The organism is Methanosarcina sp. DH1 (assembly GCF_020804205.1).
GTDB lineage: Archaea > Halobacteriota > Methanosarcinia > Methanosarcinales > Methanosarcinaceae > Methanosarcina > Methanosarcina vacuolata.
Genome location: NZ_WJBJ01000014.1, coordinates 25,946 through 43,161, shown reverse-complemented (window position 1 = coordinate 43,161; position 17,216 = coordinate 25,946). Strand labels below are relative to the sequence as shown.

Genomic DNA, 17,216 nt, shown 5'->3' with positions numbered 1-17,216 from the left:
ATTTTTGGGGATAAGTTAGTCCATCAATATTGTTTAATGCACTTAAACAAGCTTATTGTTAGTGATTTCCCAAAAAATACAACAATTGAACAGGAATTATTGAAGTACAGGTTATTGAATATATTTTACAATCGAGAGAATGAAATTAAATTTCTGGAAGAACTTCTATCTGAAGAACCTAATCTAGTTAATAAAGAAGAAAAACATCAGGAATGGAGTAAAAAMGCAAAAAAGAAATTTTACAAGTATAGAAATGAATTAAAGCTTGAAAGAAGACGRAAAAAGGAAAATCTTCCACTTAATAGTCTTGAAAAAGCAAAATATAACTTCAATAAATTAATGGAAAATATAAGAACATATGATGAATTGGTTCAAAAACGATTGTGGATGATCAATAAACACTGGCTAAATCTTACTTTGTTCCATTATCTTCCAGGAGCGCCGGCGACAAATAATCCTATTGAAAGTTATTATTCAAAAAGTCTAAAAACGGATAACAAGAAGCAGTTCAGGACTGATAAAGGAATTGAGAATCAGATCAAACTTGCTCAAATGAGAAGATTAAATTTGCTCAAGAAACCACAAAAGTCATTTCTGGAATTGTTCAGATTATTTACTCCATTTAAGCTTTAGTAAAAGATATTTTTGAGAGCTGAGTTAAGGATTAAGTAGCGGAGCGTATCGATTTTAGTCAAAAAATTCAGTGAAACAATTAACGGAGTAAAATAATTCTTTGGCATTCCTGCCAAAGAAATCATTTCTCAAGGATTATTACAGTTTATTTGAGCAGTTAGCAGAGAAAAGTGAAGTTTTAAGGACGGAAAAAATGAGAAATCACTAAATTATGAAACTGAGTCAAACAAATAGAAAACAAATAGATATCTTTATATAATGTATGATACAATATTTAATCGTTAAAGCAAATTTAATTGATTTTAGTGCTTTAATTCATTTTTATTGCCTGTCTTCCAGGCCTCCAAAAACGGGCTCAATATCTAATAATAACCTCCATTTTTATTTTTTCGTTTTCTCTTTATTTTGTATTTCATAAACAATTTAACTTTACTTTGGATAAATATCTAATGACTTCACAAGACTTACTTGAGGAATAAAATCTCAATTACGTCAAAGACTGTGTATTAAAGTTACGTTTTAGACAGTTAAGAGTCAGGTGCTGTTGATTTTTCAGTTCAACTGAGTAAGTCTTATTTTCTAGTTTTTTGTCATACTTCAGTGTAATATTTGTATCAATAACTTTTTTATATTCCTGCCTCTTATTTTCAGCTATGTCTCCTTGCAGCAAAACCAGAGCTTTAAGTCTTTTCATTCTTGTTATGCTTTTATTTGTCCCGATAGCAGGAGCGGTTTCAGATGCAGGCAATATTCAAAAAGCCGACCTGTATAATGCTCCAGAGAATACTACTACCGAAAATGCTCTCTTTGCAGAATTGAGTGCAAAAGCCGAGCTTTATAACAATAATTTTGATAAAGTTCCTGAAGTTCTGCAAAGACTTGTGGCCAGTGAGGAAATTGCCGGGAAAATCAAACTTGAGAACGGCGAGATGCTTTACGTGACCTTACTTATGGGAGGAGGAAAAATAAGAGATTTCTACAGCTATGAAACTCCTACTGATCCGAATTCAAAATTTGGGCCTTCCATTACAGTGGAAACCGATGAAAAAACCATACAAAAAGTGCTTGATTCGGAAGAACCCTTAAAAGAAGCCGTAAAATGTATGAATGACGACTCTTTAAAGGTGGAAACCGAAGGACTTTTCCGAAACCTGATGCTCTCAACTTTAAAAACGTTTTATAAATAATATCGCTTTATTCCTGAACTCTAGAAATCTGAGCTCTGGAAATCGGAGCTCTAGAAATCGGAGCTCTAGAAATCGGAGCTCTAGAAATTACTGATTTGAAATACTCTTTTCCTTTCCTGGAAAAGAGTACAATTTATTCAGAATCCATGGTTTTGTTCTCAAATTTTAAGAATTTACAGGATTTCTTTTTCAGTATCCTCTTCAAATTCAAGGGAGAATTTTCCAACTCAAAAAAAGGAGTAACGCAGATATAATGCGTTAACTCTTTGATTTTGATGCATATATTGTATTTCCGTAACTGCCTATATTAATCCTGCTTCCGTTGGGTTTCGGTTCCTGAGAATAACCCCACGATGGATGTCCGGCATCAATACAGGGAGAGATTACTGTGTCTTTAACCCAGGTTTTTCCATTCCATCTTCCAGTTTTTGACTTCAGATGGTAATCATGTTTTGTCTGGCTCGCGAATAGTGGATTTACATAGATGTCAGTTTTCGATGTGCAATTTTTATAATTTCCTACTGCATTTTTGTAGAGGCAGTTATACTGCATATATAATTTATGGTTGTTACTGATAAGATAATTCATCACACCATACCCTGTCCCACTTGGACTCTTTTTACGTTTCAGGGTATTTACAATTATATTGTTGCGGGCAATTGTTATGTATGGAGATGTAGACGCGTAATTTGGAGAATAATTTTCTGGATACAAATTGGCAATAGCCACATGATATATGCCATCAAAGACATTATTTTCAATGTAGGTATTGTGGAATCCACTAATTACAATACCGCCAACCCATTTAATGCTGGGATTGGTGCCTGTTCTGTAAAAGACATTATGGTGAATACGAATATTTTTTCCAAGATCTTTACTAGAAGAAGTAGTATCATAATTGAAAATCCAGATCCCAGGGCCATAGGTGTTATGGATAACATTATTGTATATACTAATATTATCCATAGTACCTGTACCAGTCCCACCTTTTTCTATCTGAATCCCCGGACCGCCTGCAGTCCAGTCATAGAAAGAGTCAATCACATTACCATAGAGTCTTACACCGTTTGAGTTCCAGATTCTAAGACCGCTGTTAGTCCTGCAGGTTATCCTGTTTTTCCAGGCCTGTACATACTGACTACGAATAGCAAACAGGCCATCGTGCCCCAGTTTGTCTATCTTGTTGTTATAAAACTGAATGTTTTTACAGGAATTTGCCCTCAGACCATCGCCGAGACCATCATACATATACATATTGTATACTTTGATATTGTTGCAGTTAGTGAAGTACATTATATTATAGTACCCGCCACCCAACGAAACTTTGGAATTGCCTTTACGGTTTCCATTAACCTTGAAACCTCTTACTACAATGTTATTATTCCCGGAAGTACTCATCTGCTTGATCAAGGGTTTCATTGCAACCCAGCCTGCATTATTAGCAAGCTTGATTACAGCACTTGAATCCCCTTCGAGAATAGTATTACTACCGATTAAAAGAGTATCGTCAATAACATATGTAAAAGGACCTTTGAGGTGGACAGTGGTGTATTTAGAGTTACCAGCTACAAACTTAAGGGCCTGATTTATCTGTATATGATCGTCTTTTCCATCACAGTTATATTTTCCAGTGCCATCCCCCGCAACGTACACTATTGATGAGCTAGTTGCGCATAAAGCTGTAGGAACACTTGCAAGAAGAAGAAAACCTACCAATAAAAAGATCCCTAATTCTCGTGTTAACAATGGCGTCACCTGGAGGAGATCATAATAAAATTCATTATTATTCTTAATAGACAGATATTGGTCAAATAACGTGTATACATCTCCTTGAAATTTATGACTTCTTACTAAACACTATGAAACATTATTCGTTTTTCAGGCATATTTGGGAATATTTTAAACTGTATTTTTATATTTATAATTGTATAGTTATAAAAAAAAGTTCTGGAAGGATTATTTACATTAAGAATTGTTGAACCCAAAAACATGCTATATACAGAATTTAGAAAAAATCTCCTGTTTTTCACGCCAATTCCTCTTAGTTACATGAGTTTCCTCTTAAGGGCATAAAGAATGAAGCTATAGAAACATTGGAAATTATAAAGCAATTCTCCAATAAAAAGATTCCCTGCCTCTTTTACAACATCGAGGTCGTCTGAACGTAGTCATTATAAAATTTAATAGAGATGCACAAATCGTTGTATAGATGAACACCTAAATCCGATAAGAATGTTTGATAAAATTTACATTTCGACTCCCTCCAAAAAAACACAACTTAATTTTTTATTCACACAGTTCGTTATTAATTTTACTTTTACTTCCATATTAATTACGTATGATTCAATATGTGTCTCCACATACAACTAAATTTTTAATTTGTTTTATAAATTTAAACTGGATTTTTTTGAACATTGTGGGATTCAAGTTAAAATCATTGATTTTGTTGAGCATGTGCCCGCATCTGATTCTATAAAGTTATATAGTTGTTGCAAAAATCACATTATTTTTGAGAGGGGGGTCGAAATGTAAATTGCAGGGCAATTTGCAAATATTTATAGTTTAAATAAAGAAAATAGACTTATTGTCTGAAAGGATCTTTTAACTGCTTGTATGATAAATAATTCAAATATTCTCAAGAATCGGGCAATTAGCCTACTTGTTAATCGATGGTTAAAACATATTAAGATGGTCCATCGTATAAATTCGATCGAATTATTTCTTTGTTCAACCCGTATTTTTTTGAAATTGATTTCACTAATTCTAAGAACCACTTTGATGACTTGGGAGAAACGTATATTTTTTCAATTAATATATTTAGTGAAATTGGAACGTATATACCATCATTAGTAAATTCACACTTTTGAAAAACTTGGTTTTTATCTATATAGCACATCTCACCATCACGCCTTACAGTGTAAACTAACGCTCGAATTTCATTTTCGTATTCAAAACTTCTCCTTTTGCATAGATAAGGTGAAAATACATTCTGTTGAGGTATTTTTTCAAGATTCCAATCAATATACTTTACTTTTCCAATATAGACCGGATACGGGCACTCAGAAAAACAATTTTTTAATCTGCCAAAGTCGGATTTAATTGAAATGCCTGCATTGTCATCTGAATAAAGTTTCCACATAGCAGCAGATTCCTCTTTATTCATGTGCCAACAGTTTAACATTACTCCATCTGTTTCTATTTTTGAGCTCTTAAGTAAAGCACGTATATTTTGAGCTATTACAGAGTTTCCATCGTATTTTTCTAGTAGCGAATTCATTTCAGTTCGATTAGCATTTGAATAGGAACCTTCATAAGGATCTTCAAATAACTCAGGTCTAGCGAAAAATAAACTGTTTTTATCCAGTAATGAAATAAAATATTGAAATTTTAGATATTTCCAAACTATCGTTGAATCTTTATTAGGTGGCTCAAAGCAGTAATGTTCCCTATACATTATATCAAAGAAATATCAATCAAACTTATAGTATAAAATTTATTGTCTGCTGTAGTCATATTAGGTTGATATTTAACTTAATAAAGATTAAAAAGTTGTTTAATTTTGTTAGTATTATAATTTAACTTCGATTAAAAGTTTTAATTTTTGGACCGGAAGTGGATTGTCAGGAAACACTGATCTAATTTTCTCAAAAAAATTTGCGTTTATCGCGTATTTTTCACCATTAGGATGAGGGAAAAGTATTACGTGATCACCAACATCAAGTATGTTATTCTTCGGAACAGCCACAATGTATCCTTCGTCTATTTGGATATAATATTCAGATTTTTCTGCTTCTTTCATTATTTGACCTCACGAGAGTTACTGTTTTTATATTTTTATCCTTCGCTACATTTTGAAGACATAGAGAATATTGTTTTTCATTGGTCATCGGTTAAGAAATTCTCTTGCCGCGGATCTCTATTTCAACAAAAAATCAAGCCCAAATTTTGAGCGTTTAAACTGAAATTGATATCAAACTCCAGCTTAATATCACTGAATGGTTTAACAAACTTTGTGGAAATCAATGCAATTGATAACGGTTTCTCCTTTACCGATGACCAATGTATTGTTTTTAGAACTTACGCACTTGAAGTACAAATCGAGCATATTAGGCGTTGTGACTAAGTTAGTGTATTAGACAGTTAAAGTTTTAACGTTATCGATTTTTCATTTTAACCGCGTAAGTCCTATGTTTATTGAATTATTTCTACGGCGCAATTATGCTAGAGGCACTGCAGTGTAGCAAAAGTTCGTATATTTCAAGCTCTCGTTTATGCACAGGTTTTGTAATAAAACCTATACATTTCAAGCGTTTTTTCTGATAAAATCAAGTGGAAATCTAGGCCACAAACCACAAAATATAGAGTTTTTATGAAAACGTTTTAGTTAGAAATCCAGTATTTTCCCATAAAACAACTGAATTTTGTTCTTAATATCAATCCATTGTCATAAAAATAAACTTAATTCAAATAGTATTAGTAAATATTCATTGATTGTAGTTACTAATTTACTGATCTTTCTAGATAAAACGTTCCAACATCCAGAAGTTCAGAAATATCTGAAATGAGTCAACAATTAATTAGAAGTTTTCCAGAACTACTTTCAAGAGTATAATCAGAACGACGATCAAAAACAGAGTCCACAAAAGCGGCAAAAGTATACGCAGCAAAAAATACAGTATTATCGCTATGAGAATTAACTGAATTAAAGATATCTTTCTTCCAGCACGCAGGAAGCGACGATTAAATCCTCTAGCCATAAATTACACCTTCTAACTTATATTCTGTTTTATTTCAGTATTATACTTTCTGCCCGGCAAATAATATAAAAAATAAAACCATACCTTACCAGATTTTTTAAAAAACAGGTCTGCTGGGAATCGAACCCAGGTTCGGAGCTCCGGAGGCTCCAGTGATATCCTCTACACTACAGACCTTCACTATGAAAAAGTTAAGATCAGTTCGTTAACAGATAAAACCATAGTCAGTTAACTGGCTGGTTATAGTGCTAAATAGCTTATAAACTTAATCCTTAATAATATTAAAATATCCTTTTGTATTTAATATTTAAAAACCATTAAAAGGAAACTTAACCTGAGAATCTCAGGATGTTTTACTCTTCCCATTTCTGGCCGTACTTTTCATTAAACACTATTTCGGAGAGAGCTCTACGTGTTGAAGTCCTTTCTTTTGGAACTGGTTCTCCGATTGCAAGAACTGCCATTAGCTCAAGATCGGAAGGACAGTCAAGAATGGAATTGACCTTCTCTTTTTGGTTAAGGATTTCTCCAAGCCAAACCCCGCCAAGGCCGAGATCACAGCAGGTGAGGAGCATATTCTCGACTGCAGCCCCTATTGCTTCGAGGTCTTTTGTCCTGTTATAAGAAGTTTCATTGTCCAGGAAAGTCGCAATAAGCAGAGGAGCTCCTGCCACGATACCTGAATAATGCGTGCATTCCGAGAGTTTCTGGATGGTCTCCCGGTCCCGAATAACAATGAAACGCCAGGGCTGGTTATTCAATCCGGAAGGAGCCCAGTGCCCTGAGTTCAGGATTATGCTGATATCTTCCTTGCTAACAGTTTTGTCCGTAAACTCCCGGACGCTCCGTCTGTTAAGGATAGTGTTAATGACTTTGCTTTCTCCTTTTACTGGCATTACTTTCCCTCCGGATTGAGTTTTAGATTTCCAGATTTATGAATTTTCTGTCTACAGGTTGTTAATTACTGTAGAATCAGTCATCATCAATCTTCTTGTTGAGCCAGGGGATGTTTGCACGGATCTGCTTTCCGACAACTTCAAGCTGGTGTTCCTTTTCCTGGCGTTCCATGGCTTTGAGTACGGGGTGGTTGACCATACCTTCGAGCACGAATTCCTTGGCAAATTCGCCGTTCTGGATTCTTCTCAGGGCTTCACGCATGGCTTCGCGGGACTCATCATTAATAATCCTGGGGCCGACTGTCATACCGCCGTATTCTGCGGTGTTGGAAACGGAATGCCACATTCTCTCAAGCCCGCCTTCATAGATAAGGTCAACAATGAGCTTGACTTCATGACAGGTTTCGAAATAAGCCATCTCAGGCTGGTATCCTGCCTCAACAAGTGTTTCAAAAGCGGTCTTGATAAGAGATGAAAGTCCTCCACAAAGGTCAACCTGTTCTCCGAAAAGATCGGTTTCGGTTTCTTCACGGAAAGTAGTTTCATAGACTCCTGCTCTGGTTGCACCGATCCCTTTGACATATGACAGAGCAATTTCCCTGGCGTTTCCGGTTGCATCCTGGTAGACTGCAATCAGAGCCGGGACACCGATACCCTCGGTATAGGTTCTTCTGACAATGTGACCAGGGCCCTTGGGAGCAGCCATGAAAACATCAACGTTTTTCGGGGGGACAATCTGGTTGTAGTGAATATTAAAACCGTGTGCAAAAGCAAGTGCGTTACCGGCTTCCAGATTTGGTGCGATTTCAGAATAATAAACAGATGCCTGATTTTCGTCAGGAAGGAGGATCATGATAACATCTGCAGCTTTTGCAGCTTCTGCCACAGTCATGACCTTCAGGCCGTCATTCTCGGCTCTTGCCCAGCTTGAACTGCTTTTTCTGAGCCCAACAACAACATTAAGCCCTGACTCATGGAGGTTGCGAGCGTGAGCATGACCCTGACTTCCGTAGCCCATTATTGCGATAGTTTTGTCCTTAAGTGCATCAAAAGTAGTTTCGTTATCATAAATTATATTTGCCATATTAGATTCTCCTGATGAATTTTTCAGTTTTTGAGCAAAGCTCCTAATATTTTGTGGGAAGCATATTATTATTAAATCCTTATTAAATCCGTTCACTTCCCTGTGAATTAAGTCGACCTAAGTTGATTCATGGAAAGTTGCTTTTTTCGGATAGGGCAGCTTTTGAAGTTTTAGCAGAGGCCTGAGACCTCAGGCTTACTCTTAGTGAAGCTTTGGGGGGTTAAAACGCCCCCGGCTGCCCCAATCTGTAAAAATAATTAAGCAGCTACCTTTCTTTACCTGCCCTTATTATTTAAACCTTCTTTGGGCCGCGGACCAGAGCAATCTTACCTGTCCTGGCCATTTCCTTAATCCCAAACTGCCTGAGGAGTTTTTCAATTGCCTGGATTTTGGCTTCGTCTCCAGTTACTTCGACAGTTATGGATTTAGGAGCTACGTCCACTATCCTTGCCCTGAAAATATCCGCAATCTGGATAATTTCGGTTCTCGCACTTACGTCAGCTGCAACTTTAATAAGAGCTAATTCCCTTTCTACGGCTTCATCTCCCCCGATATCAGAAACTTTGATCACATCAACGAGCTTGTTAAGCTGTTTAGTAACCTGTTCGAGAACATGGTCATCTCCATCAACGACTATAGTCATTCGGGAGGTTTTGGGGTCTTCAGTGACTCCAACAGCCAGGCTCTCGATATTGTATCCGCGCCTTGAGAAGAGCGAAGCCACCCTTGAGAGGACTCCTGACCTATTTTCCACAAGGACTGCCAGTGTATGTTTCATTACTGCTCCTCCAGGTCGAGAACTCTATCAGTTTTTGCCTTACGCAAATTTGGCATGGCGCAGGGAGTGTCTGCATGTTCTTCCATATCAAGGATTTCATTAATTGCAGCCCCTGCCGGCACCATAGGATAAACATTTGCCTCGCACTCAACAATCACATCAACAACAGCAGGCCTACCTGAGTTGACAGCTTCTTCGATTGCAGGTCTTACTTCGGACGGCCTTTCCGCACGCAGTCCAAGAGCCCCGTAAGCCTCGGCAAGTTTGACGAAATCGACACTGCCCTTAATAAATGTGTGAGAATACCGTTTGTCATAGAACAGCTCCTGCCACTGCCTGACCATGCCCAGATAACCATTATTGAGGATCACGGAAACAACCGGAATGTCGTTCTGGACTACAGTTGCAAGCTCCTGAGAGTTCATCTGGAAAGAACCATCGCCTGCAATGTTGATAACTGTTTTATCCGGCTTGCCGACCTTTGCTCCTATGGCTGCAGGGAAACCGTAGCCCATCGTACCAAGACCGCCTGATGTAATGAAGGTTCGGGGTTTTTTATACTTGAAGAACTGAGCAGCCCACATCTGGTGCTGTCCGACCTCAGTAACTATAATTGCATCCTTGCAAGCCTCAGAGATTTGCTCGATGACAAACTGGGGCATTATAACATCAGGTGACATCTGGTTATAGGTAAGTGGATATTCCTTCTTCCACTGTTTTATCTTTTCAATCCATGCTTCGGAGTTGCAGCGCTTGATATATTTATTAAGGGACTTGAGTACCTGTTTTGCGTCTCCGACGATTGGGATCTGGACCTTTACGTTCTTTGAGATCTCTGCAGGGTCGACATCGATGTGGATAACCCTTGCGTTGGGTGCAAAGGACTCAAGTTTTCCGGTCACGCGGTCATCGAACCTTGCGCCCACGGCAATAATGAGATCGGATTCCTGAATTGTATAATTCGCGTATTTGGTCCCGTGCATTCCAAGCATCCCAACATGCAGAGGGTGCTCGGTAGGAATTGCACCGATTCCCAAAAGAGTAGTCGTAACCGGAGCGTTAATTGTCTCAGCCAGCTCTACAAGCTCAGCGCTAGCATTAGAACTTATCACGCCACCACCTGCATATATAATAGGCATGCAGGAATTTGCAATTTCCTCGGCGGCTCGTTTGATTTGCTGGGGGTTGCCTTTGTAAGTTGGCTTATATCCTCTAAGCTCTACTTTGTCAGGATAGTAAAACTCGATCTCCGCGTTCTGTACATCTTTTGGAAGGTCAATTAATACCGGGCCAGGCCTTCCGGTAGAAGCAATATGGAAGGCTTCTTTTACGATTCTCGGGAGTTCGTTTACATCCTGTACTAAGTAGTTGTGCTTGGTAATGGGCTGGGTAATTCCCTTAATGTCGGCTTCCTGGAAAGCATCGTTACCTATCAGGAACGTTGGAACCTGGCCGGTTAAGGCTACAATAGGTACTGAGTCCATATATGCGGTAGCAATCCCTGTTACCAGGTTGGTTGCTCCGGGACCTGAGGTGGATACACAGACCCCGGTCTTTCCAGTCGCACGGGCATACCCGTCCGCAGCATGAGCTGCTGCCTGTTCGTGACGCACAAGTATATGGCGCAGATTCGAATCATAAATTTCGTTATAGAAGGGGATGATCTGCCCTCCTGGATATCCGAAGATGGTGTCAACACCTTCTTTTTCCAGGCACTTGATCAGAGCCCTTGCGCCATTAACTTTTTCTGTTGACCCGGTTGTCATTATTTAACTCCTTTTTATTTCTTAACGGTGATTTTACTGGGCACTCACCTGGAGATGAGTGCATTTCCAGTAAGGGTGTGTTCATTAAAAATATTTATCTCTCACACTCACATTTTCTAGTTATTAATTTTGTAAATATATCATAATCGATCATGTTATATAATGGATAAGGTTTTTCCTGATCCAGAAATATCAGCGGTGCGTGATTTCAAGAATTTTTCCAGCAGGAAAAAGAGGAGAGGACAGAACAGCCCTCCTGAAAAATCTATATAATTCATTTTCTGAAATCACTCGGCCCGGATAAGGCGGTTCATACCGTTCATTACAGCTTCTACGGAGGCCATAATTATGTCCGTCCTAGCTCCGCTTGCCGTAACTTCCTTCCCATCCTTGGAAAGTTTTACCCTTACTTCAACAAGGGCATCGGTTCCGCCAGTGATCGAGTCTACATGATACTCTTCAAGTATAATATCTTCCGCACAGGAACTTACAGCTCTCCGGATTGCATTGATTACAGCATCTACAGGCCCGTTCCCGATTCCTGCCTGTATTATAGCTTTATCTTTTACGTTAAGTTTTATCGATGCCGTTGGAGTCACCCGGTTTCCGGACACAATGGTAAACTCTTCCATTTTTACCAGGGGTTCCTTGTAAATATCAAGTACGTTTTCTGCAATAGTGTGCAGGTCAGCATCAGTTACGTGTTTTCCCTGGTCACCCATCTGCTTGACCCGGTTGAAAATTTCTTCGGTCTGGGCCTCATCAGCTACAAGCCCCATTTCCTTTAAGGCAAGAGTAATCGAGCTGCGCCCTGCATGTTTTCCAAGTACGATCTGACGCTGCCTTCCGATATATTCCGGACTCATCGGCTCATAGGTCGCCTTATCGGCAAGAAGACCGTGGACATGGATTCCTGCTTCGTGAGTGAATGCATTTCCACCTACAAGAGCCTTATTTGGTGATACGGGAATTCCTGTAAGCCGGCTTACAAGCCTTGAAGTCCGGTAGATCATCTCATGCTTGATACCTGTATTGTACTTGTAGAGCCATTCCAGGCTCGTTACTACTTCTTCAAGGGATGCGTTTCCAGCTCTTTCACCTAACCCGTTAACAGTTACATGGGCCTGTTTTGCCCCTGCAGCCAGGGCAGCAACCGTGTTCGCAGTTGCAAAACCGAAATCGTTGTGGCAGTGAATGCTGATAGGAGCTTTCAGTGAGGAAGTCAGGTCCCGGAAAATTTTGGTTGTCCTTTCAGGTACCAGAAGACCTACAGTATCGCAGAAACATATCCGATCAGCGCCTGCAGCTATTCCGTCGGCATAGATGGCTTTTAGAAACTCAGGGTCTGCACGCGAGGCATCTTCCCCGCTCAATTCCACAATCAGGCCGTGGTCCTTGGCATATTCCGTGGCTTCAACTGCGATCTGCCGTACTGCGTCCCGGTCCTTTTTGATTTTCGTCCTTATATGAAGGTCCGAAACAGGTGCTACAAGGTGGATAGAATCAACATCGCACTCCAGAGCACGGTCAACATCGGACTTTACAATTCTGCAGTAGCTGCAAATTTCAGCTTTAAGCCCTGCGTTTGCAACAGCCTTGATAGACTCCCTTTCACCTTTGGAAGTGATTGCAGAACCGGCCTCAATTATTGAGACTCCCATCTCATCAAGCGCTCGGGCGATTAAAAGCTTCTTGTCCTTTGTAAGGGCAACGCCAGGTGTTTGTTCACCGTCTCTCAAAGTAGTATCCAGAAAGCGGACATTTTCGAATAATATAATCCCTCAGTCTTTGTTTTATTGAGATAGATTCTTTCGGCAAAATAGGAAAATAATATCTATATAATACTTGTCATTTTATAATATTATGTCCTATTTTGTAAGCTTCAATGTATTAATACAAATGTTACATATATTTTTTCTCAGGAACCCGGCTTTTTCAGAAAGATTTCCTGGTTTACGCTGTGGCTCTCTGAAACTTTTCCTCAATAGGTAGACCATAGTATTTTTAGTTTACAGTTAACAAAAACAAGGTAGATTCCTTTCACAGCTCATAACAGTTTATATAGATATATAATGACGGGCTTGGAGAATGCCCTTATTTTACAAAAATGAAGCAAGCAAGTATTGAACCAACTTGAATGTGACTTTAAAGAAGTCATAAGGAATTAAATTTGAAAAGGATACATAGAAACTGGGAATTGGTTACAAAGAAATAGTATCAATAAGCCCATTCCTCATGGCTGACCGGTAACTGGTTCAGTTTATCCTTGCAGAACTGCCATTTTGGCATGAACTGGTCCATTAGCGTTATAAAGCGAGAATTATGTGTTGGCTCCAGCAGATGTGCCATTTCATGTACAATGGTATATTCAAGACATTCTTTTGGCTTCTTGGCAAGTTCAGTGTTAAGTCTAATGTTATGTGCTTTGTGGTTACAGCTTCCCCATTTTGTTTTCATCCTTTGAACAAAGAACCGCTCTACCTTCACTCCCAGAAGTGGTTCCCACATGGCAATTACCGGTGGCACAGCTTTTTTGAGTTGTTCACGATACCATGCATCAATAACAGATTGCTTTTTTTTGTCATCTGCTCCAGGTCGCACTCGCAATATCATCTTATTATGTTTCAATTCTACAGAGGGTGCTCCATCAACTTCAATAACTTTAAGCAAATAACGTCTTCCCCACACGTAATGGCTTTCAAGATCCAGGTACTCACGGGGAGTTTCACGATCCTGTTCCCGGAACTTTTTCTGTTTCTGTTTGATCCAGCCTAACCTGGAAATGGCGAAAACACGAATTGTATCAATATTCATTCTCAAAGGGGCTGAGATTTTTACCCTACCGACTGGAGGATACACGCTCAGATGAATGTTCTTGATATCTTTGAAAACTACGTCTACTGTGATATCACCAAGTTCGATCTGGGTATTCATCAGTATTCCCTTTGTGCCTTGATGATAAAGAAGATACGGTTAACCTCTGTTTCGTCGTGCAGGATCTCGTACAAGGCGTGCTTTATAGTCCTTTCACGTGGTTCAACACCACGCCAATCGTCAGACCTTACCCTTTTTATTGTTTCATCGAGTCTCAGTGCCAGGTCAAGAGTCGGATCGCTGGGTAATATATATTCGTCGTTTTCTTTTATCTGGTCCTCGAACTTTTTCCCACAGTCTTTCAGGTTGTTGTAGAGTGCTCTTAGAGCAGGGCTTTTCTTCAGTACATCGACGATATCGTCCTCATGTCCGGCTTCCACCTGCTTTACCAGATCCGCAATCCGCTTTAAGTATTCTTCATACTCAATGGCTTTTGCCTTCCTGGCTGCTATAATTTCTTCCAGCAGGGCAGACATCTTCTCGTAATAGGCCGGGTCGTTCAGTTGTTCCTTGATTATTTTGCTGCGGACGTTGTTCTCGATAGTCTCAGCAACAGCGTTTTTGTTGCCCTTCAGTCTATCAAGCTGAGTTGCAATGGCTTTGTCAATTCCCGTTTTTACGATCAAGTCCAGAAGAGGCATATCTTCAAAAGATGAAACCTTTCTGGGCTCGGCTGCCTCGATGTAAGTGTCGATAAGATGGCGCATATCTGCTTCATAAGCTTTCAGGTCAAGACTTTCACCGCTAGCCCTGCGGATGATCTCGCGGATATTTAGATAATAGTCCAGTAGCTGTTTAATGCGAGAAATATCTGATTTACTATATCCTGCAGCTTCCAGCTCGTCTGCAATGTTGGCATAGGAACGAACGAGTGAAGCAGTAGCTTTGTAGAGAGCAGCACGTTGAGTTTCATGTTCCTGGAGGTCAGTTGGGATTTCCGTATTCCCGCAGAAGTAGTGAATGTGTTCCAGTTCTCCCTTTGGTGGCTCAACAGGCTCGCATAGTATAGCCAATGCCTCTAAAGCATTGTCAAGGCGTTCCTTACCTTTTTTCAGGCGGTCCTGCATCAACACTTCCGGACTAGCGCCGCCAGCGCTGTAGTCAAGTTCGGAGGAATAAACCTGAAGTGCTCCGGTCCCCTTATCATTGACCAGATTCTTGAAAAGGTCTTTGTAATCCACAATATAACCGAACTCTTTGTCGTCTCCGTCCAGCCGGTTAGTGCGACAGATTGCCTGAAACAGGCCGTGGTCCTTCATTGACTTGTCTATGTAGAGGTAGGTACAGGGAGGGGCATCAAAGCCTGTGAGAAGTTTATCCACAACGATAAGCAATTTCATGTTCGCCGGTTCTTTAGTGAACAGGTCCTTTGCTTTCTCTTCATAGGTCTCGGTTTTTGTCATTCCTGGCCTGGTTTCTATATCTTTGAGCAGCTCGGTGTAAGTATTGTAGATGAACTCTTTTTCTGTTTCGGTATTTGCGCCTGTATCTTCTTTTGTTACGTCCTGAGCCTGCGGATTGTAGGAGGTTACCACGGCACATTTGCCTTTGAAAAGTGTCTTCTGGAAGAGGGTGAAGTACTTGCAAGCTTCGTAGATGCTTGAAGCTACCAGAATAGCATTTCCGCGTTCGCTGGTCAGGCGAGGCTTTTTTACGCCAAAATCAAAAATAATGTCAGTTACCACCTGATCCATGCGAGAGCGTGAACTGAGCACTTTCTGCATGGTGCCCCAATGCTTTTTGAGTTCGTCTTTCTGCCAGTCGTTAAGTCCTCTGGTTTTTGCCTCAAACCATGCATCAATTTTTGTCTCTGAGCCAAGGCGCTGGTCGATGTCGCGTGACTCATAAACTAGATCGAGCACTACTTTGTCTTCTACCGCCTCACAAAACTTGTAGGTATGGATGTAGCCGCCGAAAACTTCCAGGCTGGTCTGTTTATCCTTCTTGAGCAGTGGTGTACCTGTGAAACCGATAAAGACAGCACCTGGCATGATCGCCTTCATAGCCCGGTGCAATTTGCCGCTCTGGGTGCGGTGGCATTCGTCCACAAAGACAAAAATGTCGCCTACGGCTTTACCTGGCTGGGATTCCAGATCTCTGATATACGCATCGAAATCGTCAACTCCCTTGCGCCCGAATTTATGGACCAGTGAGCACAGGAGGCGCGGGGCAGCCTTTCCTAGACAGCTAATTAGTTCGCGGCCGCTGGTGGTTCGTTTGATATCCTCACCTGCATCATTGAAGATTCTTTTGATCTGTTTGTCCAGCTCGTCGCGGTCTGTGACCACAACCACGCGGGCATTGGGGTTGTTTTCCTTTATCCACTTGGCAAGCAGCACCATGACAATACTTTTTCCGCTGCCCTGTGTATGCCAGATAATACCTCCCCTGTGCTGCATAACATATTTCTGTGCTGCCTTGACAGCAAAATACTGGTGAACCCGTGGTAGTTTCTTGACGCCGCCGTCAAAGAGCACAAAATCATGCATCAGCTCTATAAGTCGGTCCTTATTGCACATCTTGAGCAGATATTTATCGAGCTTGAAACGGCTATTGTCCTTTTCGTCTTCTTTCCATTCAAGGAAGTACTTTTCAGGCGTGCCGATAGCGCCATATTTTAAGCCCTCGGAATCGTTGCCTGCAAAGATGAACTGGACAGTGCTGAAGAACCATTCGTTGAACTCTGGCCGCTGGTTGGATAGGTTCTGGCGGATTCCATCACCGATTGTCACACGGCTGTTCTTCAGTTCCAGAACGCCGACTGCGATGCCGTTCACATAGAGCACGATGTCGGGCCGACGTTCGCGGTTTCCCCTGAGAGTTACTTCTTCGGCAATGGCAAAATCGTTCTTCTCCGGCTCCTGCCAGTTTATAAGGTAGACGTTATCAGTGACCTTTCCAGCCTCAGTCTTCACAGGAACGCCATAACGCAACAGACTATAGACAGCTTGATTGTTGCCGTAGAGGCTTCGGTTGTGGTTGTTCGCTTCGATGTCCAGCTTGTAGAGAGCGACACCTATCTGGGTGGGGGTGTAGCCGCTTTTTGTCAGGTAGGTTTCGAGCAGTCCTTTTTCGATGTTGCTGTTTCCTTCACGGTCAATCCAGTTCCCGAGGTAGCTGTAGCCAAGCTCGTCATGAAAAAGAGAGATTATTCGGTCCTGGGTGACTCGTTCACTTTTTCCTATAGTGGTCATACTTCATCGCTCTCAATATAATTGGTAAATGCAGCAGTCCATTTTCC

Annotated in this window: 11 protein-coding genes, 1 tRNA gene and 1 pseudogene; 2 read left to right on the top strand and 11 right to left on the bottom strand. The window is 40.5% G+C overall.

Annotated elements, in window-relative coordinates:
* Both FXW07_RS07050 and FXW07_RS07045 read left to right on the top strand, forming a co-directional pair.
* Positions 1–633, top strand: a pseudogene (locus FXW07_RS07050) (ISNCY family transposase); the annotation flags it as partial.
* A 653-nt stretch (positions 634–1,286) separates the two neighbouring features.
* Complete coding sequence (locus tag FXW07_RS07045; protein ID WP_229394831.1) at positions 1,287–1,820, top strand: hypothetical protein; 534 nt, start codon at positions 1,287–1,289, stop codon at positions 1,818–1,820.
* Positions 1,821–2,078: 258 nt separating this feature from the next.
* Here the strand turns inward: FXW07_RS07045 and FXW07_RS07040 are convergent, their stop codons facing one another.
* The 11 genes from FXW07_RS07040 to FXW07_RS06990 all read right to left on the bottom strand — a co-directional run bounded on the left by FXW07_RS07040 (position 2,079) and on the right by FXW07_RS06990 (position 17,169).
* Complete coding sequence (locus FXW07_RS07040) at positions 2,079–3,536, bottom strand: right-handed parallel beta-helix repeat-containing protein (RefSeq protein ID WP_229394830.1); 1,458 nt, start codon at positions 3,534–3,536, stop codon at positions 2,079–2,081.
* Between the two features lie 967 nt (positions 3,537–4,503).
* Positions 4,504–5,274 (bottom strand): DUF2971 domain-containing protein, encoded by a 771-nt coding sequence (locus FXW07_RS07035; protein WP_229394829.1) that lies wholly within the window; start codon positions 5,272–5,274, stop codon positions 4,504–4,506.
* Positions 5,275–5,388: 114 nt separating this feature from the next.
* On the bottom strand, positions 5,389–5,619 hold the full coding sequence (locus FXW07_RS07030; RefSeq protein WP_229394828.1) for a hypothetical protein: 231 nt from the start codon (positions 5,617–5,619) through the stop codon (positions 5,389–5,391).
* A gap of 1,063 nt (positions 5,620–6,682) precedes the next feature.
* A tRNA-Arg gene (locus FXW07_RS07025) sits at positions 6,683–6,754 on the bottom strand.
* A 176-nt stretch (positions 6,755–6,930) separates the two neighbouring features.
* Positions 6,931–7,473 carry a nitroreductase family protein gene (locus FXW07_RS07020; RefSeq protein WP_048118988.1) on the bottom strand — a complete coding sequence of 181 codons (543 nt, stop codon included), beginning with the start codon at positions 7,471–7,473 and terminating at the stop codon, positions 6,931–6,933.
* A gap of 76 nt (positions 7,474–7,549) precedes the next feature.
* Positions 7,550–8,557, bottom strand: a complete 1,008-nt coding sequence (gene ilvC, locus FXW07_RS07015; RefSeq protein WP_048118985.1) for a ketol-acid reductoisomerase — start codon at positions 8,555–8,557, stop codon at positions 7,550–7,552.
* Positions 8,558–8,849: 292 nt separating this feature from the next.
* Positions 8,850–9,335, bottom strand: a complete 486-nt coding sequence (ilvN, locus tag FXW07_RS07010; protein ID WP_048118983.1) for an acetolactate synthase small subunit — start codon at positions 9,333–9,335, stop codon at positions 8,850–8,852.
* Entirely contained in the window at positions 9,335–11,101 is a 1,767-nt protein-coding gene (locus tag FXW07_RS07005) for an acetolactate synthase large subunit (protein WP_229394827.1), read from the bottom strand. The genes ilvN and FXW07_RS07005 overlap by 1 nt, the downstream gene beginning before the upstream one ends.
* 287 nt (positions 11,102–11,388) lie before the next feature.
* Positions 11,389–12,876 carry a (R)-citramalate synthase gene (locus FXW07_RS07000; protein WP_346655635.1) on the bottom strand — a complete coding sequence of 496 codons (1,488 nt, stop codon included), beginning with the start codon at positions 12,874–12,876 and terminating at the stop codon, positions 11,389–11,391.
* Positions 12,877–13,318: 442 nt separating this feature from the next.
* Positions 13,319–14,035 carry a SprT family zinc-dependent metalloprotease gene (locus FXW07_RS06995; protein ID WP_229394825.1) on the bottom strand — a complete coding sequence of 239 codons (717 nt, stop codon included), beginning with the start codon at positions 14,033–14,035 and terminating at the stop codon, positions 13,319–13,321.
* Positions 14,035–17,169 (bottom strand): type I restriction endonuclease subunit R, encoded by a 3,135-nt coding sequence (locus tag FXW07_RS06990; protein WP_229394824.1) that lies wholly within the window; start codon positions 17,167–17,169, stop codon positions 14,035–14,037. Before FXW07_RS06990 ends, FXW07_RS06995 begins: the two co-directional genes overlap by 1 nt.
* Positions 17,170–17,216 lie beyond the last annotated feature (47 nt).